At 66.4% G+C, this 23,675-nt stretch carries 25 protein-coding genes; 11 read left to right on the top strand and 14 right to left on the bottom strand.

Translation table 11 applies throughout. The annotated features are described in order from the left end of the window. Positions 1-60 precede the first annotated feature (60 nt). Positions 61-630, top strand: coding sequence for a TetR/AcrR family transcriptional regulator (locus AB0L58_RS09900; RefSeq protein ID WP_364383974.1), 570 nt, complete (start codon positions 61-63; stop codon positions 628-630). 232 nt (positions 631-862) lie between these two features. Then, on the top strand, positions 863-2,158 hold the full coding sequence (glyA, locus tag AB0L58_RS09895; protein ID WP_364384573.1) for a serine hydroxymethyltransferase: 1,296 nt from the start codon (positions 863-865) through the stop codon (positions 2,156-2,158). A 276-nt stretch (positions 2,159-2,434) separates the two neighbouring features. On the opposite strand, the gene AB0L58_RS09890 is transcribed toward glyA, so the two are convergent. The 3 genes from AB0L58_RS09890 to AB0L58_RS09880 form a co-directional block, all read right to left on the bottom strand. After that, entirely contained in the window at positions 2,435-3,175 is a 741-nt protein-coding gene (locus AB0L58_RS09890; RefSeq protein WP_364383972.1) for an ESX secretion-associated protein EspG, read from the bottom strand. Then, positions 3,172-4,371 carry a hypothetical protein gene (locus AB0L58_RS09885; RefSeq protein WP_364383969.1) on the bottom strand — a complete coding sequence of 400 codons (1,200 nt, stop codon included), beginning with the start codon at positions 4,369-4,371 and terminating at the stop codon, positions 3,172-3,174. Before AB0L58_RS09885 ends, AB0L58_RS09890 begins: the two co-directional genes overlap by 4 nt. A gap of 134 nt (positions 4,372-4,505) precedes the next feature. Next, positions 4,506-5,699, bottom strand: coding sequence for an FAD-dependent monooxygenase (locus AB0L58_RS09880; RefSeq protein ID WP_364383966.1), 1,194 nt, complete (start codon positions 5,697-5,699; stop codon positions 4,506-4,508). Positions 5,700-5,811: 112 nt separating this feature from the next. Here AB0L58_RS09880 and AB0L58_RS09875 point away from each other — a divergent pair, with 112 nt between their 5' ends. Next, complete coding sequence (locus tag AB0L58_RS09875) at positions 5,812-6,579, top strand: TetR/AcrR family transcriptional regulator (RefSeq protein WP_364383963.1); 768 nt, start codon at positions 5,812-5,814, stop codon at positions 6,577-6,579. A gap of 66 nt (positions 6,580-6,645) precedes the next feature. Further along, entirely contained in the window at positions 6,646-7,065 is a 420-nt protein-coding gene (locus AB0L58_RS09870) for a limonene-1,2-epoxide hydrolase family protein (RefSeq protein WP_364383960.1), read from the top strand. A 2-nt stretch (positions 7,066-7,067) separates the two neighbouring features. Here the strand turns inward: AB0L58_RS09870 and AB0L58_RS09865 are convergent, their stop codons facing one another. Beyond that, entirely contained in the window at positions 7,068-7,340 is a 273-nt protein-coding gene (locus AB0L58_RS09865) for a hypothetical protein (protein WP_364383958.1), read from the bottom strand. Between the two features lie 314 nt (positions 7,341-7,654). On the opposite strand from AB0L58_RS09865, the gene AB0L58_RS09860 reads away from it, so the two are divergent. The 3 genes from AB0L58_RS09860 (at position 7,655) to AB0L58_RS09850 (ending at position 10,823) form a co-directional block, all read left to right on the top strand. Continuing rightward, on the top strand, positions 7,655-9,037 hold the full coding sequence (locus AB0L58_RS09860) for a PhoH family protein (protein WP_364383955.1): 1,383 nt from the start codon (positions 7,655-7,657) through the stop codon (positions 9,035-9,037). A gap of 221 nt (positions 9,038-9,258) precedes the next feature. Beyond that, the gene (locus tag AB0L58_RS09855) at positions 9,259-9,804 is read left to right on the top strand and encodes an esterase (RefSeq protein WP_364383952.1); all 546 of its coding nucleotides are present in this window, start codon (positions 9,259-9,261) and stop codon (positions 9,802-9,804) included. Between the two features lie 149 nt (positions 9,805-9,953). Next, entirely contained in the window at positions 9,954-10,823 is an 870-nt protein-coding gene (locus AB0L58_RS09850; RefSeq protein WP_364383950.1) for an acyl-ACP desaturase, read from the top strand. A gap of 242 nt (positions 10,824-11,065) precedes the next feature. Here the strand turns inward: AB0L58_RS09850 and AB0L58_RS09845 are convergent, their stop codons facing one another. After that, positions 11,066-12,472 carry a class II fumarate hydratase gene (locus AB0L58_RS09845; RefSeq protein WP_364383948.1) on the bottom strand — a complete coding sequence of 469 codons (1,407 nt, stop codon included), beginning with the start codon at positions 12,470-12,472 and terminating at the stop codon, positions 11,066-11,068. A gap of 287 nt (positions 12,473-12,759) precedes the next feature. Between AB0L58_RS09845 and AB0L58_RS09840 the strand changes: the two genes are divergently transcribed. After that, positions 12,760-13,182, top strand: coding sequence for a DoxX family protein (locus AB0L58_RS09840; protein WP_364383945.1), 423 nt, complete (start codon positions 12,760-12,762; stop codon positions 13,180-13,182). Here the strand turns inward: AB0L58_RS09840 and AB0L58_RS09835 are convergent. Continuing rightward, a complete protein-coding gene (locus AB0L58_RS09835) occupies positions 13,167-13,730 on the bottom strand; it encodes a YbhB/YbcL family Raf kinase inhibitor-like protein (protein ID WP_364383943.1) in 564 nt (187 codons plus the stop codon). The two genes, AB0L58_RS09840 and AB0L58_RS09835, sit on opposite strands and share 16 nt — an antisense overlap. A 119-nt stretch (positions 13,731-13,849) precedes the next feature. Next, positions 13,850-14,893, bottom strand: coding sequence for a class II fructose-bisphosphatase (gene glpX / locus AB0L58_RS09830; RefSeq protein ID WP_364383940.1), 1,044 nt, complete (start codon positions 14,891-14,893; stop codon positions 13,850-13,852). A gap of 169 nt (positions 14,894-15,062) precedes the next feature. Between glpX and AB0L58_RS09825 the strand changes: the two genes are divergently transcribed. Beyond that, entirely contained in the window at positions 15,063-15,629 is a 567-nt protein-coding gene (locus AB0L58_RS09825; RefSeq protein ID WP_364383937.1) for a DUF4245 domain-containing protein, read from the top strand. Here AB0L58_RS09825 and AB0L58_RS09820 read toward each other — a convergent pair whose 3' ends face one another. The 5 genes from AB0L58_RS09820 to AB0L58_RS09800 form a co-directional block, all read right to left on the bottom strand. Then, on the bottom strand, positions 15,630-16,022 hold the full coding sequence (locus AB0L58_RS09820) for a type II toxin-antitoxin system VapC family toxin (RefSeq protein WP_364383934.1): 393 nt from the start codon (positions 16,020-16,022) through the stop codon (positions 15,630-15,632). Then, entirely contained in the window at positions 16,022-16,321 is a 300-nt protein-coding gene (locus AB0L58_RS09815) for a hypothetical protein (protein ID WP_364383931.1), read from the bottom strand. The genes AB0L58_RS09820 and AB0L58_RS09815 overlap by 1 nt, the downstream gene beginning before the upstream one ends. Before the next feature lie 49 nt (positions 16,322-16,370). After that, positions 16,371-16,613 (bottom strand): exodeoxyribonuclease VII small subunit, encoded by a 243-nt coding sequence (locus AB0L58_RS09810; protein WP_364383928.1) that lies wholly within the window; start codon positions 16,611-16,613, stop codon positions 16,371-16,373. A 2-nt stretch (positions 16,614-16,615) separates the two neighbouring features. Further along, complete coding sequence (xseA, locus tag AB0L58_RS09805; protein ID WP_364384571.1) at positions 16,616-17,833, bottom strand: exodeoxyribonuclease VII large subunit; 1,218 nt, start codon at positions 17,831-17,833, stop codon at positions 16,616-16,618. Between the two features lie 95 nt (positions 17,834-17,928). Then, positions 17,929-18,585, bottom strand: coding sequence for a lipid droplet-associated protein (locus tag AB0L58_RS09800; protein WP_364383926.1), 657 nt, complete (start codon positions 18,583-18,585; stop codon positions 17,929-17,931). Positions 18,586-18,813: 228 nt separating this feature from the next. Between AB0L58_RS09800 and AB0L58_RS09795 the strand changes: the two genes are divergently transcribed. Next, entirely contained in the window at positions 18,814-19,824 is a 1,011-nt protein-coding gene (locus tag AB0L58_RS09795) for a 4-hydroxy-3-methylbut-2-enyl diphosphate reductase (protein ID WP_364383923.1), read from the top strand. Positions 19,825-20,089: 265 nt separating this feature from the next. Here the strand turns inward: AB0L58_RS09795 and AB0L58_RS09790 are convergent, their stop codons facing one another. Both AB0L58_RS09790 and AB0L58_RS09785 read right to left on the bottom strand, forming a co-directional pair. After that, entirely contained in the window at positions 20,090-21,037 is a 948-nt protein-coding gene (locus AB0L58_RS09790; RefSeq protein WP_364383920.1) for a DUF6542 domain-containing protein, read from the bottom strand. Positions 21,038-21,046: 9 nt separating this feature from the next. Continuing rightward, complete coding sequence (locus AB0L58_RS09785; protein ID WP_364383917.1) at positions 21,047-22,252, bottom strand: DNA recombination protein RmuC; 1,206 nt, start codon at positions 22,250-22,252, stop codon at positions 21,047-21,049. Between the two features lie 232 nt (positions 22,253-22,484). On the opposite strand from AB0L58_RS09785, the gene AB0L58_RS09780 reads away from it, so the two are divergent. After that, positions 22,485-23,666 (top strand): exonuclease SbcCD subunit D, encoded by a 1,182-nt coding sequence (locus AB0L58_RS09780; RefSeq protein WP_364383914.1) that lies wholly within the window; start codon positions 22,485-22,487, stop codon positions 23,664-23,666. Positions 23,667-23,675 lie beyond the last annotated feature (9 nt).

Here is a 23,675-nt window from a genome sequence, read left to right as displayed (position 1 = left end):
TCTGTCATGATTGGAGCATGGACCGATCGGTTCATGCAAGCATGGGCGAGGAGGGCGGCGATGACCTTGGGTCCGCGCGACCGACTGATCGAGAGCGCCATCGATCTGGTACGCGAACAGGGCGTGCACGCCGCCGGGCTGGCCGCCCTGCTCGAACGCAGTCACGCCTCCCGCAACTCGCTCTACCAGCACTTTCCATCCGGTAAGGGCGAGCTGGTCGAGATCGCGACCAAGACGGCGGGTGAGCGTCTCGCCGCGGTGATGGACAAGATCACCGGCTCCGGCTCGGCCGAGCAATGGATCGTCGCGCTCATCGGCTGGTGGCAGCGCGCGCTCGAAAGGTCCGCGTTCACCGCGGGATGTCCGATCGTCGGCGCCGCGCTCGCCGAATCCGAACCGCGGGTGCAGGCCGCCGCGGGCACCGTCTTCACCGACTGGACCGACCAGCTCGCGAACGGATTGCGCGACAAGGGTTTATCGGCAGAGGAGGCGCGGTCGCTGGCCGGATTCGTGATCAGTGCGTTGGAGGGCGCCGTCATTCAATCCCGGGCGTTGAAATCCACTCGGCCGCTCGACGATGCGCAAGTCCATCTCACCGCGTTGTTGCGGTCCGCTGTTCCCGGGGCCTGACGGGTCTCGGCCCGCCACCGGACACCGGATAAGATGAGGTCACGCGACTGGCGCACTCGAGGTGGAAGCAACCACCGGGAAGCACCCTCGCCCCGCACCGCGCGCCTGGGTGCCGGGCCCATGGGCTTCGGGGTGCGCAGCCCGGGGCATCCGGACGACGGAGGTTGCGATGCATACCGAGACACAGAACCCCCTGATCGGCGCGGCGTGGACGGCCAATAGACTCGACCGGGTGACGCAGACGACCGCCTCTGTCAATACCCGATCCCTCGGTGAGCTCGATCCGGAGCTCGCTGCCGCGATGGCAGGTGAACTCGCCCGCGAACGCGACACCCTCGAGATGATCGCCTCGGAGAACTTCGTGCCGCGCGCGGTGCTGCAGGCGCAGGGCAGCGTGCTCACCAATAAGTACGCCGAGGGCTACCCCGGCCGTCGCTACTACGGTGGCTGCGAGCACGTCGATGTCGTCGAGACCCTCGCCCGCGATCGCGCCAAGGAACTCTTCGGCGCCGAATTCGCCAATGTGCAGCCGCATTCCGGCGCGCAGGCGAATGCCGCGGTGCTGATGGCGCTGATGGAGCCGGGCGACCGGCTGCTGGGCCTCGACCTCGCGCACGGCGGTCACCTCACCCACGGCATGCGGCTGAACTTCTCCGGCAAGCTCTACGAGGTGCACTCGTACGGGGTCAGCAAGGAAGACCACCGCATCGATATGGAGGAGCTGCGCAAGACCGCGCTCGGCGCACGGCCGAAGGTGATCGTGGCGGGCTGGTCGGCCTACCCGCGGCACCAGGATTTCGCCGCGTTCCGCGAGATCGCCGATGAGGTCGGCGCGAAGCTGTGGGTTGATATGGCGCACTTCGCGGGTCTGGTCGCGGCCGGTCTGCATCCCTCGCCGGTGCCCTACGCCGATGTGGTGTCCTCCACCGTGCACAAGACGCTCGGCGGTCCGCGCTCCGGGCTGATCCTGGCCAAGCAGGAGTACGCCAAGAAGCTCAACAGCTCGGTGTTCCCCGGCCAGCAGGGTGGTCCGCTCATGCACGTGATCGCCGCCAAGGCCGTCGCGTTCAAGATCGCGGCGGGCGCCGAATTCAAGGAGCGTCAGGAGCGCACCCTCTCCGGTGCGAAGATTCTGGCCGAACGGCTCGGCGGCGCGGATGTCAAGGACAAGGGCATCAGCGTGCTCACCGGCGGCACCGATGTGCACTTGGTGCTGGTAGACCTGCGCAACTCCGAGATCGACGGTCAGCAGGGTGAGGATTTGCTGCACGAAATCGGAATCACGGTGAACCGCAATGCCGTTCCGTTCGATCCGCGCCCGCCGATGGTCACCTCCGGTCTGCGCATCGGCACCGCCGCCTTGGCCACCCGCGGCTTCGGCGATGCCGAATTCACCGAGGTCGCCGATATCATCGCCACCGCACTGGCTGGCGGCTCCGATGTCGATGCCCTGCGTGCCCGCGTTACCAAGCTGGCCCGGGACCTGCCCCTCTACAACGGCCTCGAGGACTGGCACCTGCTCGGCTGAGCCACTCGTCCCGATTCGCCTGGGAATCCGGCTGCGCACCAACGGCATCCGCGCGCGGCGGTTCCCAGGCGAATTCAGGTGTGCCACGACTGATATCGCATGAGTGCGCCGAGCTCGGCTCAGCCGCGGCATGATTCGGGCCGCCTGCCGTGGTCTGCGCGGCCCGGCTCGATCGGATCTGGTTCGGCGGCAACCGGCAATCAAGATCAAGTGGATCCATGGCGGCATCGCGAGAAGGCTCCGCCATCGGTGCCGCCTGATCTTGATCCGGCCGTGCTACCCGTCGATGCGGGCTTTCGCTCGCACGATGGATTCGTCGAGGTAGCGGGTGATGTCGGCGCTGGTGGCGGGGCGGATCATGAGTGCGCGGTTGGCGGGGACTTCGCAGTAGCGGCCGGCCTTGGTGTCGATCCAGCGGAGTTTTCCGGTGCGCAGGGGCTCGGCGTTGCGGGGGCCGACCAGGACAGTGGCGGTACCACTGGTAGCGCAGGGTTGGCGCCAGAAGCGGCGGTAGCGATCCTGGATGGCGCGGGATGGGGAGCTGGCGAAGGGGTCGGGGCGGTCGTCGCTGAGATCGTCGAGGAGATAGCTCTTCTCGGCCGCGGTGCCGGGCGGCGGATCGGGGAGCAGGCGGATCAGTTCGGTGGCGAGTTGGTCGACGCGGACGCGGCGGAGCCGGACCTTGCCGCCATCCGGTCCCGGTGCCTGTAATGCGATGACGCCCGGTCCGGTGCGGGTGGCGCAGCCGAGGGCGCGCAGTTCGAGCGCACCGCGGGTGTTGTCGACGCCGAAGAGTTCGATGCGCCATTCGGGTTTGGCGAGCACCCCGACGGCGCGCTGCAGCGACGCATTGTCCTCGCGAGCCAGCTCGGCACGGAATTGCCGCTGGTAGGCGCGATATTCATGGAGTCCGGGAAAGCGGCTGGTGAAGCGAAACGGAAAGGGCATGCGATCGAGGCCGGTGCCGAACCAGGCCGCCGCGAACTGCTCGGCGGACAAGGTCCACTGCGTCATCATTGCGCCCCGAGTACGGGCGGCACGGTCTTGTCCACCTCACCGATGAGCTCTGCGCCGTGCTCCTCGGTGCGCAGGTACCTCGCCGACTGGTGTTCACCGTCCTCGCCCCGTCGCGCACGCGCGCCCGGCGGAAACATCCCGGAGTATGCGGCGGAACCCGCTGTGCCGATCCGGCTCGGCGTGCTGGCGGCGGGCTGAGCCGCCGTCGCCCCCGGTGCGGTACCCGGCACCGACTTACCAGGACTCGCAGTCCCACCGGTGTCGGACGCACCGCCGGGATTCGGGGAGGCACCCGTCGGGCTGGAGGTCACCGGCGTGATCCCGGTCGAGGTGACGGTGGTCGGCAAGAACTGCGTGCCGGCCGTCGACGGGATGGTCGAATTCGGGGATGTATGCGTGTACGAGGTCGGTGTGGTCGACGTACCGCTGCTCTGTGTCGACGAAATGGATTGCGGGTCAACAGCTTCAGATCTATCCGACTGCTCCACCCGACGAGTGTCCCCGCTCTTGTTCGGATCGCCACTCGTACCGGTGTCCTCCGCCTTACCGGCATCCCCAGCCGCATCGGTGTCTTCCGCCTTGCCCGAATCCCCTGCATGGCCGTTGTCTTCCGTCTTGCCGGAATCTCCAGCCTTACCGGAACCCTCACTCCCACCCGGCGAAGCCCCCGGCCCAACCCCCGACACCCCGGATATCGGGTTGACCGGCGGTGGCAACGTCGGAATCTGCGGGGCAGCACTTCCATAAGGCTGGATATAGAGCGTGCTCATATCATCGCGAGCCTGCTCCTCCTGCGAATTCCGAAACTCCGGCCCCCGCGGACTATTCGAGGTGTCCACCACCGGCGGCACGGCCACCTTGAACCGCCCCGCTGCACTCGCGGCCGCCGATAGCGGCGTCGACTGCTGATCCAGCGACTCACCGAGCTCACCGACGCGCGCGGCATAATCCCGAATGCCGCGCACCGCCCGGTCGGCCGCGGCGCCCTCCCATTGTTGGTCCACCGCTTGCTGAATCGCGGTTTCGAACTGTTGTCCGGCCTTGGTCACCGCTGCCGCGATGGCGGTCCAGGCATCGAACGCGCCGTCGAGTCCGTCCGGATTCATCTGGTCGGCCGCCTGTTTGATCTCCGCGTGCGAAAAGTTCTGCGCGTTCTCGGGATTGGTGATCGCGCGGCCGTCCATCTGTGCTGTCATGGCCGAGCCAGCCCCTTCCGTCAGTGCCGTCTGACCTTATAGACGCACTCGACCCCACCCCGGTTCCATCGAAACACAGCCGATCCCGCCACGCCAGACCATGCGGTCGGCCGAACGGCGGGGTTGTACTGCTGTCAGTTCGCATCGGCGGCTGTGACCAGCGCCGGGTAGTCCGGCAGCTCGATGGTCTTGACGTTCTCGGTCATATTCACCATCTTGTCGAACATCCACGAGTGCAGGAACCAGTTGCGGAACTTGATGCCGAGCGCGGTCTTCGGTGCGAAGAAGCGCCCCGCATTGCTGTAGTCCGCGAGTTTGGTGAGCGCCTGCATGCGCTCGTCGTAGCGTGCGAAGGCCGCCGGGTAGTCACCGTCGGCGAGCGCGAGTTCACCGGCGATGATGTAGGCGCCCTGCACCGCGAGCCCGGTTCCGAAGCCGCCCAGGGTGTTTCCGTAGCCCGAGTCGCCGACCAGTGCGATCCTGCCGCGGCTGAAGCTCTTCATCTTGCGCACCATGCTGATCGAGTCCAGGAAGAAGTCGTCGAAATCGTCCATTTCGGCGAGCATGCGCGGTGCCTCCCAGCCGACGTCGGCGAAGGTCTCCCTGACGATTCGCCGCTGTGCCTCGGCATCGTCGCGGGCGTAATCGAGTTCGGGCGAGGCGAAGATGTAGAGCTGCTGTGCCTTCGAGCCGCCGGTGATGACGCATTTGCCCGGCTCGTTGTAGCCGTAGGCGGTCATCCGCTCGGGGGTGCCCTCCGACTTGGTCGCCCATGGGCTCGCACCCGCGACGCAGTAGTAATGGCCGAGGTGCTTGACGAATTCCTTTTCCGGTCCGAATGCCAGACGCCGTACCCGCGAATGGATTCCGTCGGCGCCGAAGACCAGATCGAAGCCGCGCGGCGTGCCCTTCTCGAATTCGACCCACACGCCGTCATCGGTTTCGGTCAGTGCGCTGATCGAGTCGCCGAAGACGTATTCGCAGTCCCGGTAGGTCTTTTCGTACATGATCCGAGCCAGATCGCCGCGCAGGATCTCTACGTCGCCACCGGTGAAATCGCCGGAGATCACGGCCTGCTGCGCACCCGCGCCGTCGACGATCGCGATATCGGTCGTGCCGGTCCGGTGCGCGTAGATGTCGTCGAGGATGCCCATGTGCTCCAGCACCTTGTGGTGCGTTTCGCCGGTGAAGTCGACGGCCTGGCCGCCGGGCCGCAGCGACGAGGCGCGCTCCACCACGGTGACATCGAACCCGTAGCGGTTCAGCCAGTAGGCGAGTGCGGGTCCCGCGATGCTCGCGCCGGAGATGAGAACGGTTTTGGTGCGCATGATGTCTCCCGAGGTAGTTATCTGCGTCCGATGGAATCTGTATCCGGTGGACACGAATTAGAGTATGGTGGACACAGTTACTTGTCAACACGGAATGCGTAAGGATGTGGAAATGCCTGCACCGACCACCGTCGAACTGCTCTGGGGCACCCAGCAGCGGCCCAAGCGCGGCCCCAAGCCCGCGCTGTCACTGGAGGGGATCGTCGCGGAGGCCATTGCCCTCGCCGATGCCGAAGGGCTCGCGAACCTGTCCATGCAGCGCCTGGCCGAACGCCTCGGGTTTACCAAGATGTCGCTGTACCGGTACGTGCCCGGCAAGGAGCAGCTGACCGCGCTGATGGTGGATGCCGCAATCGGAGGCCCGCCGGATGTTGGTGCGGCGCATCAGGATTCGGGTGATGAGCCGTGGCGAGCCGGACTGCGCCGCTGGGCCGAGACGATCTTCGAGCGCTACAGCGCACACCCCTGGTCGATCGGTCTGACCATCGGTGTGCGTGCCATCGGCCCCAATGAAATGGGCTGGATGAACGCGGCGCTGACCGCGCTCGCCGGCACCGGGTTGACCGGCCCCGAGCAACTCGACACCATCGTGCTGCTCAACGGGCACATCCGCAGCCTGGTGCAGCAGGTGACGACCGCGGACCGGCAGGAAACGGCACAGCAGATCGCGGGCCGGTTCGCGGAGATGATGGCCGCGGCCGGCGACCGATTTCCCCTGGTCTCGGCTGCCTTCGCCGAGGAGGCCGCCGCCACCGGCGAACCACCCGCGGCCGAGGGCCCTGGCGATGCGTTGAGCTTCGGCATCGACCGAATTCTCGACGGCCTGGGTGTCCTCATCACCGACCGTGGCGGCTTAGGCTCGGTGCATGAGCGAGCGTAGCGAGCGAACATCCAACACAGCGACAACGTCGGTCATGCCGGAGCCCAGCGCTGGCGAGGCGCAGCCATGAGTGACGAACTCGAACTCGAGCAGGACGCGATCACCACGGTGCGGGAGTTCTTCGCCGCACTCGAGATCGGTGCGGTGGGGGAGGCACTAGAACTCCTGCACCCCGATATCGTCTGGAAGAACACCTCACTGCCGACGGTCGGCGGCGGCCTCACGCGCAAGATCCTGCGCGGGCTGAACCGTGACACCATCGGTTTCGCCGCCGAAATGCATCACATCGCCGCCGACGGTGACTTCGTACTGACCGACCGCACCGATATCCTGCGCGTGGGCCCGCTGCGGATCGCGTTCTGGGTCTGCGGCACCTTCGAACTGCGCGACGGTCGAATCATCCTGTGGGACGACCACTTCAGCTGGGAGAACTTCCTGCGCGGCACCGTCGTCGGCCTCGTCCGCGCCGCGTTGCCCCCGCGCTGAGGTCAGGTGTGCTTGGCCAGGTAGTCGAGGTAGTAGGGCCGCAGGACTTCGGCGATCTTGCCGTCGCCCGCGTGGATATAGTCGTCGATCATCGGCAATACGTATTTGATATCGGCCTCGCTCTCGCCGAGATCGCCCGCGGCGGCCTCGGCGGCGGGGATGGATTTCAGTAGCCGCCACAGATATTTGATGTCGCCGCGCCGCGCCGCGAGCCGGACCGCACGGTCGTGCAGTTCCTTCGACGACAGCTTCTCCAACTCCTCGTTACCGGCCATACCTGCGACTCTATCTCTCCGACGCCGACCCTTTCGAGTGATCTGCAAGCAGTCACCAGCATGGGGTTAACGACAAATTCACGGACACGCCTACCTGTGCCCGAGCGCGGACCCCGCAGTCGGCGGTAGCGTCGTTGGTGCGGGCCGCGTCGTTGTGGCTCGTACGGGAGGTCCTGAACCGTGACTGAGCTATTCAGTACGAGGGGGCCGGCACCCGGCCCTCGTGGCATCTGACGCAAGTCGGATCCCATCAGGACGGACCGGTCCAGCGAGATCGTTCGTGCGGGTGCCGCGCGAACATAAAGGAGCCCACCGTGACTGCTGCACGCTCCGTTCCCGCTCCCTCGGCGAAATCCAGCTCCGCGAAAGGCGAAGCCGCCGCGAAGGGGGCCCGCCCCTCGCATTCCCAGAAATCCTTCGTCATCGACACCTCGGTTCTACTGTCGGATCCCTGGGCTTTCACCAGGTTCGGCGAGCACGATGTCGTATTACCGCTGGTCGTGATCAGCGAACTCGAAGGTAAGCGTCATCATCACGAACTGGGCTGGTTCGCGCGGGAAGCCCTGCGCAACCTCGACGATCTGCGTCTGCAGCACGGCAGGCTGGATCAGCAGGTGCCGATCGGCACCGAGGGCGGAACGCTGCAGGTGGAACTCAACCACACCGACCCCGCGGTACTCCCGGTCGGCTTCCGCACCGACACCAATGACTCCCGCATCCTGGCCTGTGCGCTCAATCTGGCGGCCGAGGGCCATCAGGTGGTGCTGGTATCCAAGGACATTCCCTTGCGCGTCAAGGCGAGTGCGGTGGGTTTGCACGCCGACGAGTACCACGCCCAGGACGTGGTGACTTCCGGCTGGTCCGGAATGGCGGAGATCGATGTCTCCAAAACGCTGATCGATCAGCTCTACACCGAGGCTGTGATCGATCTGGACGAGGCGCGGGAACTGCCGTGCCACACCGGAATCCGGTTGCTCGGCGCAAGCTCCAGCGCCCTTGGCCGGGTCACGCCGGACAAGCGGGTGCAGTTGGTCCGTGAACGCGAGGCGTTCGGACTGCACGGCCGCTCGGCCGAACAGCGCATCGCGCTGGATCTGCTGCTGGACGAGAGCGTCGGCATCGTCTCGCTCGGCGGCCGGGCCGGTACCGGCAAGTCGGCGCTGGCCTTGACGGCGGGTTTGGAGGCCGTGCTCGAGCGGCGCACACAACGCAAGGTGGTGGTGTTCCGTCCGCTGTACGCGGTCGGTGGGCAGGATCTCGGCTATCTGCCGGGCTCGGAGAGCGAGAAGATGGGCCCGTGGGCGCAGGCGGTCTTCGACACGCTCGACGGGTTGGCCAGTCGTGAGGTGATGGAGGAGGTGCTCAGCCGCGATATGTTGGAAGTCTTGCCGCTCACCCACATTCGCGGTCGCTCGCTGCACGATTCGTTCGTGATCGTGGACGAGGCACAGTCGCTGGAGCGCAACGTTCTGCTGACGGTGCTCAGCCGATTGGGCACCGGATCGCGCGTCGTGCTCACCCATGATGTGGCCCAGCGTGACAATCTGCGGGTCGGCCGGCACGACGGTGTCGCGGCGGTGATCGAAAAGCTCAAGGGGCATCCGCTTTTCGCGCACATCACGCTGACCCGTAGCGAACGGTCGCCGATCGCGGCGCTGGTCACCGAGATGTTGGAGGAGTACGGCCCGAGCGCCTAACGGGCAGTAGCAACTATCCAGGGTGTGTTTCCCATCACAATCGAGCGGGTAATATTCGCGTGATACCTGTTCAGTGGCGGCCCGGTGAGTCTTATAAGATTCGCCGGGCCGTTGCTGGACATCGGCCTAGCCGTAGCGACTGCTTGCAGGTCGCTCGAAACAACACAGCAACGCGCGACGTCACCGCGTCCGCGGTGGCATCGGTAGCCACTTTCGAGAGGATGGAAATGCACCACTTCGCTCGACGAACGGCTGGATTCACCGCGGTCACCGCGGCCGCGGCACTGCTGCTGGCCGCCGGCTGCAGCAATGACGACGACAAGGACAAGAGTTCCGCTGCGTCCATGACGACCACCTCGGCGGCCGCTGCGCACGGTGAGGAGCATATGTCCGGAGCCGCGGAGGAGACCAAAATCGCCACGCAGGGCGGGGACGTCACCGTCTCCGGCATCATCTTCGACAAATATGTGCAGTCCGGTGGTCCGACCGGCCCGCTCGGCGCTCCGCTGAAGGAGGACGAGGATGCGCCCAACGACGGCAAGTGGCAGGACTTCACCGGCGGTGCGGTCGTCTGGAGCAAGGACAGCGGTGCGCACATCGTCTGGGGCGAAATTCGTCAGGCGTGGGAGGACAACGGCGGCCCCGACGGCAAGCTCGGCTACCCGACCAGCGACGAGAAGGATATCCCCGGCGGCAAGCAGAGCGATTTCGTCGGCGGCACCATCACCTGGGTGGACGGCGTGACGACTGTCACACCCAAGTCCTGATCCGCGCTCGGCGTCCGGGCGCTCGCGTGCCAGTATTGTCGAGTGCTCGCGGTTCGCTCGAAAGAGCTGGTGCTTGTACGCTCGGACGCCGGTACCGATTCCTATTCGTAGATCCCCGCATTGCGGGGCCCAGCCGCTAGGTTGTGCTAGTGCAAACTCTCTTGACCGATCGCGAACTACTCGCGTCCCTCGCCGATGAGGTGGAGCTGAATCTGCGCCGCCACATCGCCGCCGCCGAAGAGTGGCAGCCCCACGATTACGTGCCGTGGGACGACGGCCGCAATTTCCGGTTCCTCGGCGGGATCGATTGGGAGCCGGAGCAATCCGATTTGAGCGAGGTCGCGAAGCTGGCGCTGACGGTCAGCGTGCTCATCGCGGACAACCTGCCCTCGTACCACCGCGAGGTCGGTAAGTACCTGCGCACCGGATCGTGGTGGCGCTGGGTGGGCCGCTGGACGGCCGAGGAGAACCGGCACGAGATCATGATTCGCAACTACCTCATGGTCACCCGGTCGGTCGACCCGGTGCAGTTGGAGCGGTTGCGGATGGACCATATGACCAAGGGATTCCGGCGTCCCGCACTGCACCTGCTCGACGTGCTTGCCACCTGCGCGCTCGAGGAGGTGGCCGCCGCCATCCGGCATCGCAACACCGCCGCGCTCGGGGAGAACAAGATGGTCACCGCCATCGCCGAGCGCATCGCGATCGACGATGAACTGCAGTCGATCTTCTTCGCGGAATTGGTCAGCGCGGCGTTCAGCCTCGCGCCGGATCAGACGATGCGCGCCATCGCCGACAGCGTGGCGCGGTTCCAGGTGCCTACAGTGACGCTATCCGATGGGCGCAGCAGCGACGATGTGCTCGCCGAGGCGGGCATCTACGACCGCGCCGAGGAGGGCGAATTGGTTTTCGGTCCGCTGCTGGAGCGGTGGGAGTTCTTCACCCGCACCGATATCGGTGCAGAGGGCGAGAAGGCACGCGCGGAACTCGCGCATTTGCGGACCGGATCACTGGCCTGACGGTCGCATACACGATGTGATTGATACCGGTCGGCGCAGCGGATTTGTGCGCCGGTCGGTTATCTTTCTCGCTGCGGCGGAAATGCTCGACCTCGCTGCCAACGCATTCGTCGCGGGTCCCGGCATGAAGCTGTGACGACCCGCGCCGGCTATGGAGCAGTGCGTATGCAGTCGAACGTCACGTCGGATCGGTATCGAGGGTGTCCAACGTGACGCTCGACTGCCTATTCGGCTGATTCCGGCTACTTTCGGTCCTCGACCTTGGCCATCGACAACACATCCAAACGGCGATCGAGTTCTTCCAGAGTCAGCTTCTCGTCGATCAGACCGCGATCGATCACGGTCTGGCGGATGGTCTTCTTTTGCTTCAACGCCTCTTTGGCGACCGCCGCCGCCTCTTCGTAACCGATGGCGGAGTTCAGCGGCGTCACAATCGACGGTGATGATTCCGCGAGAGTGCGCAGATGGTCCTCGTCGGCGACCAGTCCGCGAATGCACTTATCGGCGAAGAGTCGGGACACATTGGCGAGCAGCCGAATCGACTCGAGCAGATTGCGCGCCATCACCGGGATATAGACGTTCAACTCGAACGCGCCGTTCGCACCGGAGAACGCGACCGCTGCGTCATTGCCGATCACCTGCGCGGCGACCTGCGTAACCGCCTCGGGCAGTACCGGATTCACCTTGCCGGGCATGATCGAACTGCCGGGCTGCAGATCCGGCAGCCGGAGTTCGCCGAGACCGGTCAGCGGGCCCGAACCCATCCAGCGAATATCGTTGGCGATCTTGGTGAGGCTCACCGCGATGGTGCGCAGTGCACCCGAGGCCTCGACCAGACCGTCACGGGCCGCCTGTGCCTCGAAGTGGTCCTGCGCCTCGGAGAGTGCATCGATATCGGTCGACAACACCAGTTCGGCAACGACTTTCGCGCCGAAACCCGCAGGTGCGTTGAGACCGGTGCCGACCGCGGTACCGCCGATCGGCAGCTCGCCGAGTCGCGGCAGCGTCGCCATGATGCGTTCGATACTCGCCGCGACCTGGCGGGTGTAGCCGCCGAACTCCTGGCCGAGGGTCACCGGCACGGCGTCCATGAGGTGGGTGCGGCCGGACTTCACCACCGTGCGCCATTCGGTCGACTTGTCCAGCAGCGCCAGCCGCAGATGGTCCAGCGCCGGGATCAGATCCTTGATCGCGGCCTCGGTGGCAGCGAGATGGGTGGCGGTGGGGAAGGTGTCGTTCGACGACTGGGACATGTTCACGTCGTCGTTCGGGTGCACGGTTACGCCATTGGCCTTCGCGATCGAGGCGATCACCTCATTGGCGTTCATATTCGAGCTGGTGCCCGAGCCGGTCTGGAAGACGTCGATCGGGAACTGGTCGTCGTGCAGACCGTCGGCGATCTCATCGGCGGCGGCGATGATGGCATCCGCCTTGACCGGATCGAGCAGTCCGAGATCCTTGTTCACCTTGGCACATGCGGCCTTGAGCAGGCCGAGCGCCCGGATCTGCGCCCGCTCCAGCCCGCGCCCGCTGATCGGAAAGTTCTCCACGGCCCGCTGGGTCTGCGCTCGCCACAACGCGTGCACGGGAACCCGAACTTCCCCCATCGTGTCGTGCTCGATCCGGAACTGCGTCTCCTCGGTCGTCATAAATCCGACCCTATGCCGCAGTCGCCCCCCATGGGGCAGCCACGCCTGAGTCGATTCGCACACCGCCCCCACCCGCTCCCCGGGAATAACCCGCCCGCCCCGCCCTCCAGCCCGACCGTTCGGAACTGGGCACCCTGTCTCCGAGCCGGGCACCCCTGGTAAAGGGTGCCCGGCCTATACACGGGTGTCCGGTTGAACCAGGGCCGGGGCGTGCGGGCGTCATCTTCCACCTGATTTTGATCGACGGTGGGTGGCATGTGGTGCGCGCGGGGTTCGTCGTAACTGATATGAGTGATTTCGCTGAGGTGTCGAGGGTGGGGCGGTATCGGGGGATCGGCTATTGGGTTGTGACGGTGCTCGTCGTGGTGGAGTCAGGGGTGGGCGGGCTTTGGGATATCGCGCGCGTTCAGTTCGTTCGCGGTCTTATTGTGGATCTCGGCTATCCCACGTATTTCCTTGTGCTACTGGGGATTTGGAAGTTGCTGGGGGCGGTGGCGTTGCTTGCGCCGGGGGCCGGCCTGGTCAAGGAGTGGGCTTATGCGGGTGCGTTCTTCGTGTACACGGGGGCCATCGTGTCGCACTTGACGACCGGTTACGAGCGGGGCGAGGTGATTGTGCTGCTCATGTTCACCGCGTTGACGATCGCCTCCTGGGCGCTGCGGCCGCCGGACCGGCGCGCATGCTCGGACGAGGTTCACGGCCGTTCATAGAATCCATCGATCCGGCCACGGGCGACTGCCTTCGCGGCGGCGAAGATATCGCGGGGTTTTACTGTCGCGGCGGATTTGCCACCGACGGTGGTGATCGGTTCGGCCATGGCGAAGAGTTGGAAGGCATAGCGGTGTGGTCCGTGGCCTTTGATCGGGGCCGGACCTTGGTAGCCGCGGCCCCAGCCGGAGCGCAGGATGCTGACGCCGGATGCGGGATCCTCGGCACGCAGCGCGTCCCGAGGCAGTTCGGCGAGGGTCGGTTCCAGCAGGGCTACGCAATGGACGAACGGCGATCCTGTTGGTGCGTCCGGATCTTCGACGACCAAGAGTAGTTGGGCGGTGCCGTCGGGTGTGGCCCAGGCCAGCGCGGGGGAAACGTCGCGGCCACCGATTCGTTTGGACGCGTGCACCTTTGGAAGTGGTGACTCGTGGGTGAAATCCGGGCTCGTGACTTCGAAGATCGGGTCCGCGGCCAGGTTCGGCAGATGCCAGGCGAGGCCATGGTCTCCGGCGCGTCGGTTCTTCAACAACTTCCCGAGGATGGCCATCGGATCTCCTTGGTCGGTAGGGGATTTCGGAGCTTACCGGTGTCGCCGTGGATCGCGCACAGCGCGGAAAATGCGTCGAGCCCGTTCCGATCGGACCGGGCTCGACACATTCGGGCACATCAGGGCAGCGGCGGGACCGCATCCTCGTCGCCGATGAAATCGACCGAGGAGTACTCGCGGAGCTTGGTGAGACGGTGGTAGGCGTCGATCATGCGGACGGTGCCGGACTTGGAGCGCATGACGATGGACTGGGTGGAGGCGCCGCCGGGGTAGTAGCGCACGCCGCGTAATAGGTCGCCGTCGGTGACGCCGGTGGCGCAGAAGAAGACGTTGTCGCCCGCGACCAGGTCATTGGTGGTGAGAACACGGCTGAGGTCGTGGCCGGCGTCGATGGCCTTCTGGCGCTCCTCGTCGTCCTTCGGGGCGAGCATGCCCTGCAGTTCACCGCCCATACAGCGCAGGGCGGCGGCGGCGATAATGCCCTCGGGGGTGCCGCCGATGCCGACCAGGATGTCGGTGCCGGAGTCGGGGCGGGCGCAGGCGATGGCGCCCGCGACGTCACCGTCGGAGATCAGGCGGATGCGGGCGCCCGAGTCGCGGACCTGCTGGATCAGCTCGGCGTGGCGCGGCCGGTCCAGGATGCAAACGGTGAGATCGGACTTCGACAGACCCTTGGCCTTGGCCACCCGGCCGATGTTCTCGCCGATCGGCGCGGAGATATCGATCACACCCGCCGCATCGGGGCCGACCGCGATCTTGTGCATGTAGAACACCGCGGACGGGTCGAACATAGCGCCGCGCTCGGCGACCGCGAGCACCGCGATGGCGCCCGGCGAACCCTTCGACATCAGGGTGGTGCCATCGATCGGGTCGACCGCGAAGTCGACCTCGGGACCGGTGCCGTCGCCGACCAGCTCACCGTTGTAGAGCATGGGCGCTTCGTCTTTCTCGCCCTCACCGATGACCACGATGCCGCGCATGGAAACAGAGCTGACCAGCTGCCGCATGGCGTCGACGGCCGCGCCGTCGCCACCTTCCTTGTCGCCGCGGCCGACCCAGCGGCCCGCGGCCATCGCACCGGCCTCGGTGACCCGGACCAGTTCGAGCGCGAGGTTGCGGTCCGGCGCCTCGCGGCGGCTGGGTGCGGGCGAAGATGCCGTCATAACGGTGTGCCTCCTACGGTCGTTGCTACTGGTGATTCTCTCAGAAGCGCGACCCTTCCCGATCAGGTGCTACCCGTAGCGATTGCTCGCAGGTCGCTCGAAAAGGTCGGCTCCGGAGCTCGGACCACCTCTGCGGGAGTGGGCCCGAACGGGCGTGGATACTGGGAGCGTGTCGTACCAAAAGCCACGAATTCTCCACGACTACCGGGATCTGTTCTGGTCGCTGATCCCGTTGGTGCTGATCGCCGTGGTTTTCGCCGGGCTCGCGAGCCAGTGCAGCTTCGCCGCGAAGGGGCCGACACAGGGGCATATTCCGAACTTCGATGTGACGGCCGCGCTCGCCAATGATGCGAAGACGATGCCCTTCCCGATCCGCAATCCCAGCCTGCCCGAACACTGGACACCGAACTCCGGTAGCCGCGACACGATCACCACCACTGGCGGCGGGCCGGTCAGCACTGTCGGTTACATCACACCGCAGGGCACCTATATGCGGATGAGCCAGAGCAGCGCGACCGAGGAGGCGCTGTCGCGCTTCGTGCTCGGCTCCCGGTACGGCACCGGTACCGAGCAGGTCGGCGACCAGAAATGGGTCGTCTACGCCGAGCAGGGTTCCGAGACGGCATGGATCGCCGACTTCGGCCGATCCCGCGTGCTCATCACCGGCGCGGGCAACCACGCCGCCTTCAGCACCCTCGCCACCGCCATCGCCGCCGCCCAGCCGCTCATGCGCTAGTCAGAGCGGCGCCACCCACGTCAAACCGGCGGCCTCTGCCGCGGCGCCGAGGCGCTTGTCATACGTGACGAACGCGATCAGATCGGTGGCTAGTTCCAGTGCGGTGGCCAGGTGCAGCGCATCGAGGCTCCGGACTGTTGCGGGTGACACCGCTGCGGCATTGGCCCGTACGATCCCATCCATTTCGAGCCTGTCCACCCGAGCAAGGACGGCCGGTACGTGAATGAGGTCGGCCGGTTCGGCCACCCGCACTGCGCGGACCAGTTCGACTTCCACCAGCGACGAAGCAACCCAGGGCTCGTCGGGGCGATCATCGAGCCAGCTTGCGAGTGTGGCCGATTCTGATTCCAGATGGACCAACTTCACCAGAGCACTGGTGTCCAGATAGATCATCAGTAGCGCTCGTCGTCGCGCAGATCCTGCAGTGCCGCGCTCGCGGTGCCCTCCGCATCGATCGGTGCACCGTTCAGCCGTCGGCGTACCTCGGCAAGCAGGTCCGCACGACCCCTGGTGGCCGGGCGCATCCGGCGCTCGACGAGCAACCGCGCCCGGACATCTCGTTCGGGGTCGACTGGGACGATCCGGCCGATGATGGTGCCGCGCTCGGTGATATCGATGGTTTCCCCCGCTTTGACCAGCGCCAGGCATCGAGCTGTGTGATGTGAGAGTTCTCGGATAGGGATAGCGGTCATCAGTCCATTGTGGCACAAATTTGTGACACAACGGTGGCGCGGCGGACGCTCATTCGTCGCTCTCGAGATCGGTACGCGAGAGCGCGTTCTCGACCCGCTGACGCGCACCCGCCAGATGTTCTTCGCAGCGGGTGGCCAGTGCCTCACCGCGCTCCCACAGCGCCAGGGATTCGTCCAGGTCGAGCCCGCCCTGTTCGAGCATTTTGACGACGTTGACCAGTTCGTCGCGGGCGCGTTCGTAGCCGAAGGTGGAGATCTCGGCCAGCTCGTCGTCCTTGCCGGGGTCGGCCAAGGTCAGTTCCTCCCTGTATCGGTTGTGCCGAGTGCTTGGGTGCCGAGCGCGGCGGCGGTGATGGCACCGTCGGCGACCCGGATCCGCAGCTGACTGCCTGCGGGCGCGTCCTCGATCGAGCGGACCACATGCCGCTGCTTACCGCTGACGCGCTGCACGACAGCGTAACCACGCGCCAGCGTCGCGGCCGGGCCCACCGCGGTGAGTTTTTCGCGCAGATGGCGGGTTGCGGTGGTTTCGGTGTTGATCAGGTGTTCGGCGGTGCGGCGGGCGGCAACGCGCAGGCGTTCGATCTCGTCATAGCGGCGGTCGAGTTCGCGCAGCGGGTCGGCCAGCACGGGCCGGGAACGGAGCTGGGCCAATGCCCTTGTTTCGCGGTCGACCCAGCCGCGCAGCGCGGCGGCGGCACGCGCACGCATATCGCGGACCCCGGCCAGTTCGGCGGCCGCATCGGGCACGATGCGCTTGGCGGCATCGGTGGGGGTGGTGGCGCGCAGATCGGCGACGAGATCGCACAGCGGGTTATCGGGTTCGTGTCCGATCGCGCTGACGATCGGGGTGGTCGCGGCGACGATCGCGCGGCACAGCGTCTCATCGGAAAAGGGCAGCAGATCCTCGACGCTGCCGCCGCCGCGGGCCAGCACGATGACCTCGACGGCCGGATCGCGATCGAGTCCGGCCAAGGCCTGCACCATCTGCGGTACCGCGGTCGGACCCTGCACCGCGGTATTGCGGATTTCGAAACATACTGCGGGCCAGCGGTTTCGGGCCACGGTCAGCACATCGCGCTCGGCCGCGCTGGCTCGGCCGGTGATCAGGCCGATTGTCTTGGGCAGGAACGGGATCGGCCGCTTCAGCCGGGGATCGAATAGTCCCTCCGCGGCGAGCAGTTCCTTCAACCGTTCGATGCGGGCCAGCAGCTCACCGATGCCGACCGGGCGAATCTCCATGGCGCGCAACGAAATCGTGCCGCGACCGGTGAAGAATGCGAGCTTGCCGTAGACCACGACTCGGCTGCCCTCCTGCAGTGGAACAGCGGAGCGGCGAATGAGATCCGGATGACAGGTCACCGACAGCGACATATCGGCGGCCGTATCCCGCAACACCAGGAATGCGGTGCTGGTGCCGGGACGCAGATTGATCTGGGTGACCTGGCCCTCCACCCAGATGCTGCCCAGCCGATCGATCCACTGGGCGACCTTGATGGCCACCGAACGCACCGGCCACGGGTGTTCGGCGGAGTTGGCGGGAGCCGCTCGGTCGGGTTGGCCGGCGGATTCCCGGCCAACCGTCGACGAGGGCGTCGGGGGTTCGTTCACTGAGCCCGCACGGTGGCGATCCGATTCGTCAGCATGGTCACGAACGGCGCCCTGGCGCGCGTCTGCTGTTCGTAATCGAGCAGGGCGTTCAGGTCATCGACGGTCAGCATGCGCAGGCGGGCGCGCAGCTGGGCCAGGGTCATATTGGCGTAGTCGTACCGGGTGGCCACCTCTGGCTCGACGATCGCGGGCTGGGGCTCGGGCTCGGGCTGGGGCTGGGGCTCGAGCTCGGGTTCGGGCTGGGGTGCCTCGGAAACCTCGGTCTCCGGCACGGCGATGATCTGTACCGAGGCGGCGTGACCATTGGTCTCACCGGCACGGGCGGCATCGGCGGCGAAATCGGTCGATTCGTCGTCGGCGTACAGGTCGAAACGGCTGGTGCGGGCGGAAGCGGTGAACTCCGGCTCGGCGTCCTCGTCGAAGGTGGCCCAGTCGGGCTGTTCGACGGGGGTGTTCGTGAGACGGTCGAATACGCCGTCGCCCTTGAGGGCGAGGCTCGTCACGAACTGCTGGACGTGCATGGTGGTCTGCAACATCTGACTGATCGCGGTGATCGGGAAATTCATTGCGGCAGTTGGTAGCCGACGGGTTTCCTCGATGGCGTATACGGCGGCGCCGGCGGCGACACGGGCCAGGAACGGTGGTCGAAACATGCTCCTAGCCTGCCCGATACGGGATGCTATGCAAAGCACTGGTGTCACAGACACGGAATCTATTTGGCGTTGCGGGGCCCTACCGGGCTGCGCAGGCTGCCTCCGCGGACCTGACCGCGCACGTACCGGGTGCTGCGTCGGTCGACCGCCTTTTCGCCCGGTGCGAGTGTGGCGAAAACGACGTAACCGGCCGCCCGGCACGCATCGGCCGCACGTAAGCTGAGGGGCATGTCTTCGGCCATCCCCCTGAACGTCGGAATCGCCCGCTCGGCCGGTTCCGGATCCGCCGATGCCGACGGTGGTAAGCGCGTGCTGCTAGCCGAGCCGCGCGGCTACTGCGCCGGTGTGGACCGCGCGGTCGAGACGGTGGAGAAGGCGCTGGACAAGCACGGCGCGCCGATCTATGTGCGCAAGGAGATCGTGCACAACCGTCACGTGGTCGAAACGCTGCGCGAGCAGGGCGTGATCTTCGTCGACGAGACCGACGAGGTGCCCGAGGGCGCACTGGTCGTCTTCTCCGCGCACGGTGTCTCACCCGCGGTGCACGAGTCGGCGGCGGCGCGCAACCTGCGCACGATCGATGCGACCTGCCCGCTGGTGACCAAGGTGCATCAGGAGGCCAAGCGCTTCGCCCGCGACGACTACGACATTCTGCTGATCGGTCACGAGGGGCACGAGGAGGTCGAGGGCACTGCGGGGGAGGCGCCTGAACATGTGCAGCTCGTCGACGGTCCGGATGCGGTCGACCGGGTCACCGTGCGCGACGAGTCCAAGGTGATCTGGCTCTCCCAGACCACGCTCAGCGTCGACGAGACCATGGAGACGGTGCAGCGGCTGCGGCAGCGGTTCCCGGCGCTGCAGGATCCGCCGAGCGACGACATCTGCTACGCCACCCAGAACCGGCAGGTCGCGGTCAAGGCAATGGCGCCGGAATGCGATCTGGTGATCGTGGTCGGCTCGCGCAATTCGTCGAATTCGGTGCGCTTGGTCGAGGTCGCGCTCGGCGCCGGCGCGAAGGCCGCGTACCTGGTGGACTACGCCCGCGAGGTCGATCCGGCATGGCTGGCCGGCGTGCGCACGGTCGGCATCACCTCGGGTGCGTCCGTGCCCGACATCCTGGTGCGCGGCGTGCTGGATATGTTGGCGGAACACGGATTCGGTGAGGTGCAGCCGGTAACGACCGCCAACGAGACGTTGGTATTCGCGCTGCCGCGGGAGTTGCGCGCGTCACGTCGCTGAGCTGCGCCGAGGGCTTTCAGCATCCTGCAACGCTGGTATTCGCGTTGCAGGATGCTGTGCGTTTGTGTGATGAGTTGGCGAATCTCGTGTGGAGCTGATGTCCGACCCGTCTGGGTTCCTGTCTGCGTTGTGCTGTTGCGTTGCGCCGAGAGATCGCAGGGCTCCGCGCAACGCCGCTGAGTTGCGGCAGCAGCTTTCGAGGCAGTGCACGGGAGCCGTCGCGTGTGCCGCTGTCGGACGGCGCCTCGGGCGATGAGGTGTTCGGCTACAGGTTCTCCGGCCGACGTCGTTCGGTGCGGCTCGAATCGCGTTCGCGGTAGCGGACATTGGGCTGAGGGTGCGGTGGTGGGGCTTCACCGCGCCGCCTGCTCGCGGCGGCCCGGCTCGGATCCCCCTCGGCCCGAGGAGGTGCTGCCGCGGGGCGTCCGGCTCGGCTCGGGTCGCCCTCGTTTCGGGCGGCTGCGGCGCCGGGGCGGGCGGTGCGGGCGTTCGATCGGCGGTCGCGGCTCGGGCGTTCGTCACCCCGTGCGCTCTTTGCGGCGCCGCCCACGCGCGGCGGGGCGTCCGCGACTTCGGAAGCACCGCGACGGGACGGGCGCGGCAGGTGCAGATCGGTATCGAGGTCGGTGGTATCGGCCTGGGGACGGCGGGTGCGGCGGCGCGCTGCATCGGGGAGCGAGTCGTCCTCGGTGCGCTCCGGCCTAGTGCGTTTGGGTGTGTTCCGGCGGCCCCAGCTGGTGCCGCGACGGGCTTCGTCGGCGCGTCCCGCGGCCTCCTCGCGCCTGTGTAGCAGGATCCGCCCGGCGCCGACAGCCAGCACCAGCACGGTGGCCAGCGCCATGATCGGAAAGCGATTCACCAGCGGGATCGCCAGATTCAGCAGGATGTCCTTGAGACCGGTCGAGGCGTGACCGATGAGCTGCTGATATGCCAGCGGCACCGCGACGAACAGCAGTAGCGGTGGCAGCACCATCGTCGTGAAGATGCCCCGATAGCGAACGGCGAGCACCGCAGCGACGCAGCCGACGACGTATAACGTGTTGAACGTCCCGGTCAGCTCGTCAATCTCGCCGTGGGCATCGATCAGGAAACCCAGAAACGTGCACGCCACCGCGATCAGAACAGCTGCCCCGGCCGGAATACCCGGCACCGAGGGCAGGATCGAACGATGCGGCGCGGGCACCCGGGTTTGCACACGTTGGGAAGCAGCCACACCATGACACTAACTGCCGCCGCGCTCGGTGGTGTTATGGCACGGCGGTCGCGGGGGCTGATCGTCGGTGTCGGCGAAGCCGACCGCTCGTGGCAGTGAATCCACCCGATGGATTGCCGGGACCTCCTGCTCGGCTATTTCCAGATCGTGGAGTTTGCGTGCGGTAACCATCACCCGCGACTCCACCGAGGCCACGGTGTAGTTGAAAGCGTCTACGGCCTTACCGAGTTGCGCGCCCAGGCGGTCCAGATGTCGGCCGGTCATGCCGAGCCGGTTGTAGAGCTCGCGGCCCAATTGCTGAACGGTTGCCATGTCGCGGGACAGTGCTTCCTGCCGCCAGCCGAAGGCGACCGTACGCAGCAACGCGATCAACGTCGTGGGAGTAGCGAGGATCACGTTGCGGCCGAAGGCGTACTCGAGCAGGCCGGAATCGGTGGTCAGTGCGGCATCGAGGAACGGGTCGCCCGGCACGAACAGCACCACGAACTCCGGCGCGGGATCGAAGGCCAGCCAATACCCCTTATCGGCCAGCTGATCGATATGGGCACGCAGATGCTTGGCATGGCGGCCGAGCAGTTCGGCGCGCTCGTCCGGGTCGTCGGCCATGGTGGCATCGAGATAGGCGGTGAACGGCACCTTGGCGTCCACCACGATCTGCCTGCCGCCCGCCAGTTCGACCACGAGGTCCGGCCGCACCATGCCGGTGCGTTCCGTCGTGCCGTCGCTGCGCGCGGCCCGGCTCACCTGGGTGTCGAAATCGCAGTGCCGGGTCATACCCGCCAGTTCCACCACCCGTTCCAATTGGATCTCGCCCCAGCGCCCGCGCACCTGCGGCGCGCGCAGTGCGGCGACCAGCTGACTGGTCTGGCTGGTGAGCTGATGTGAGGTGCGTTGCATGCCCGCGACCTGTTCGCGCAGACTCGAATAGGCATTGATGCGGTGATGTTCGACCTGTTGGATGTGCTGATTCAGCGCGCCGACCGCTTCGCGCAGCGGATCGACCATGGCGCCGATGGCATGCGAATGTCGGCGTGCCGCATCCTCATTCGCCGCGGTGAGCGATTGCCGCAGCAGGCGCTCGTTATCGCTGGCGGCGGCCAGTCTCGCCTCCGCCGCCGTCGCGCGCTGCCCGGCACGCGCGGCATGCCCGAGCCAGCCGAGCCCCACCCCGGCGGCGAACACCAGCATCAGTGCGACGAGCATCGGTGCGGTCATAGCGCAGATAGTGCCCCATGGCACCGACAAGTTCGAAACCCGAGAGCTATCGGGCAGCAGCGCGTCGACGAGTGGACGGGAGCCGCGGATTCGTACTATGTGGTCGGTTGCGGTGGGTCGTACAGCAAACTCGGAAAAAACGCCGCCGACACGCCGCACGGAATTGCCGGAATCCGACACGACGGGCGCGGCAATTGGAGTGTGTCGGTGCGATCGCCTACGGTTTCGCGGCATGCGGATGCTGCACACCTCGGACTGGCACATCGGGCGCACATTCCATGGGGTCGATCTGCTTGCCGATCAGGCCGCCGCGCTCGCGGCGATCGCCGAATTGGTGGCCGCGGAATCCGTCGACGTCGTCGTACTGCCGGGGGACGTGTACGACCGGTCCATTCCGAGCGCTGACGCGATCGCGGTGTGTATCCAGGGATTCGAGGCCATCCGTGCGGCCGGCGCCCAGATCATCGCGACGTCCGGCAATCACGATTCCCCGACACGGCTCGGTGCCGGTGCGAGTTTCGCGGCGGCGGGCGGTCTGCATCTGCGCACCACGGTCGCTGCCGCCGATCAACCGGTGCTGTTGTCCGACGCGCACGGTGCGATCGCCTGCTACGGTATCCCCTATCTGGAGCCCGAGATCACCCGCGCCGAACTCGATGTGCCGCAGGCACGTTCGCATGCGGAGATCCTGGATGCGGCAATGAGCCGGATCCGAGCCGATATCGCCGAGCGCCCCGGCACCCGTACCGTGGTGCTCGCCCACGCCTTCGTGGTCGGTGGTGAGGCGACCGGTTCCGAGCGTTCGATTTCGGTAGGCGGCGTGGAGACCGTGCCGCTGTCGGCATTCGACGGTATCGACTATGTGGCGCTCGGACATCTGCATTCACCGCAGACACTGTCGCAATCGGTGCGCTATTCCGGTTCCCCGCTGCCGTATTCGTTCGCCGAGACCTCGCACCGCAAGGCGGTCTGGCTGGTCGACCTGGATGCCACCGGCCTGCATGCGGTGCGGCGCCGCGACCTCCCGCAAGTGCGCGGTCTGAGTCGTCTCACCGGCACGCTCGACGAATTGCTCGGTGACACAGCCTATGCCGAGGCCGAGGAGCACTATGTCTCGGCGACGCTCACCGACTACGCCCGCCCCGTCGACGCCATGCGCACACTGCGCGAACGCTTCCCACACGCGGTGCATGTGGAATGGTCACGCCCGGATGGCAATCCAGAACTGCGCTACCGTGACCGTGTGCACGGCCGCCGCGATACCGAGGTAGCGCAGAGCTTCCTCACCGACGTCCGCGGCGAACCCACCCCGGGCGAAATGGCATGGCTGGAACGAGCACTCGCCGCCGCCGTGGCCGAACCCGACCGGGTGTTGCCCGCAGCGGTCACACTTGCCGGGGAACTGTCCGCATGAGTGGCGATC

Source organism: Nocardia sp. NPDC052112, from assembly GCF_040680135.1.
Classification (GTDB): domain Bacteria; phylum Actinomycetota; class Actinomycetes; order Mycobacteriales; family Mycobacteriaceae; genus Nocardia.
This window is presented reverse-complemented; position numbering and strand designations above follow the sequence as displayed.

Bases quoted from the DNA above. Each gene is read 5' to 3' on its own strand.
- AB0L58_RS09900 (WP_364383974.1), top strand. From the start codon at position 61: ATGACCTTGGGTCCGCGCGACCGACTGATCGAGAGCGCCATCGATCTG.
- AB0L58_RS09890 (WP_364383972.1), bottom strand. From the start codon at position 3,175: ATGATGACGCAGTGGACCTTGTCCGCCGAGCAGTTCGCGGCGGCCTGG.
- AB0L58_RS09885 (WP_364383969.1), bottom strand. From the start codon at position 4,371: ATGACAGCACAGATGGACGGCCGCGCGATCACCAATCCCGAGAACGCG.
- AB0L58_RS09880 (WP_364383966.1), bottom strand. From the start codon at position 5,699: ATGCGCACCAAAACCGTTCTCATCTCCGGCGCGAGCATCGCGGGACCC.
- AB0L58_RS09875 (WP_364383963.1), top strand. From the start codon at position 5,812: ATGCCTGCACCGACCACCGTCGAACTGCTCTGGGGCACCCAGCAGCGG.
- AB0L58_RS09870 (WP_364383960.1), top strand. From the start codon at position 6,646: ATGAGTGACGAACTCGAACTCGAGCAGGACGCGATCACCACGGTGCGG.
- AB0L58_RS09865 (WP_364383958.1), bottom strand. From the start codon at position 7,340: ATGGCCGGTAACGAGGAGTTGGAGAAGCTGTCGTCGAAGGAACTGCAC.
- AB0L58_RS09855 (WP_364383952.1), top strand. From the start codon at position 9,259: ATGGAAATGCACCACTTCGCTCGACGAACGGCTGGATTCACCGCGGTC.
- AB0L58_RS09845 (WP_364383948.1), bottom strand. From the start codon at position 12,472: ATGACGACCGAGGAGACGCAGTTCCGGATCGAGCACGACACGATGGGG.
- AB0L58_RS09840 (WP_364383945.1), top strand. From the start codon at position 12,760: ATGAGTGATTTCGCTGAGGTGTCGAGGGTGGGGCGGTATCGGGGGATC.
- AB0L58_RS09835 (WP_364383943.1), bottom strand. From the start codon at position 13,730: ATGGCCATCCTCGGGAAGTTGTTGAAGAACCGACGCGCCGGAGACCAT.
- glpX (WP_364383940.1), bottom strand. From the start codon at position 14,893: ATGACGGCATCTTCGCCCGCACCCAGCCGCCGCGAGGCGCCGGACCGC.
- AB0L58_RS09820 (WP_364383934.1), bottom strand. From the start codon at position 16,022: ATGATCTATCTGGACACCAGTGCTCTGGTGAAGTTGGTCCATCTGGAA.
- AB0L58_RS09815 (WP_364383931.1), bottom strand. From the start codon at position 16,321: ATGACCGCTATCCCTATCCGAGAACTCTCACATCACACAGCTCGATGC.
- AB0L58_RS09800 (WP_364383926.1), bottom strand. From the start codon at position 18,585: ATGTTTCGACCACCGTTCCTGGCCCGTGTCGCCGCCGGCGCCGCCGTA.
- AB0L58_RS09795 (WP_364383923.1), top strand. From the start codon at position 18,814: ATGTCTTCGGCCATCCCCCTGAACGTCGGAATCGCCCGCTCGGCCGGT.
- AB0L58_RS09785 (WP_364383917.1), bottom strand. From the start codon at position 22,252: ATGACCGCACCGATGCTCGTCGCACTGATGCTGGTGTTCGCCGCCGGG.
- AB0L58_RS09780 (WP_364383914.1), top strand. From the start codon at position 22,485: ATGCGGATGCTGCACACCTCGGACTGGCACATCGGGCGCACATTCCAT.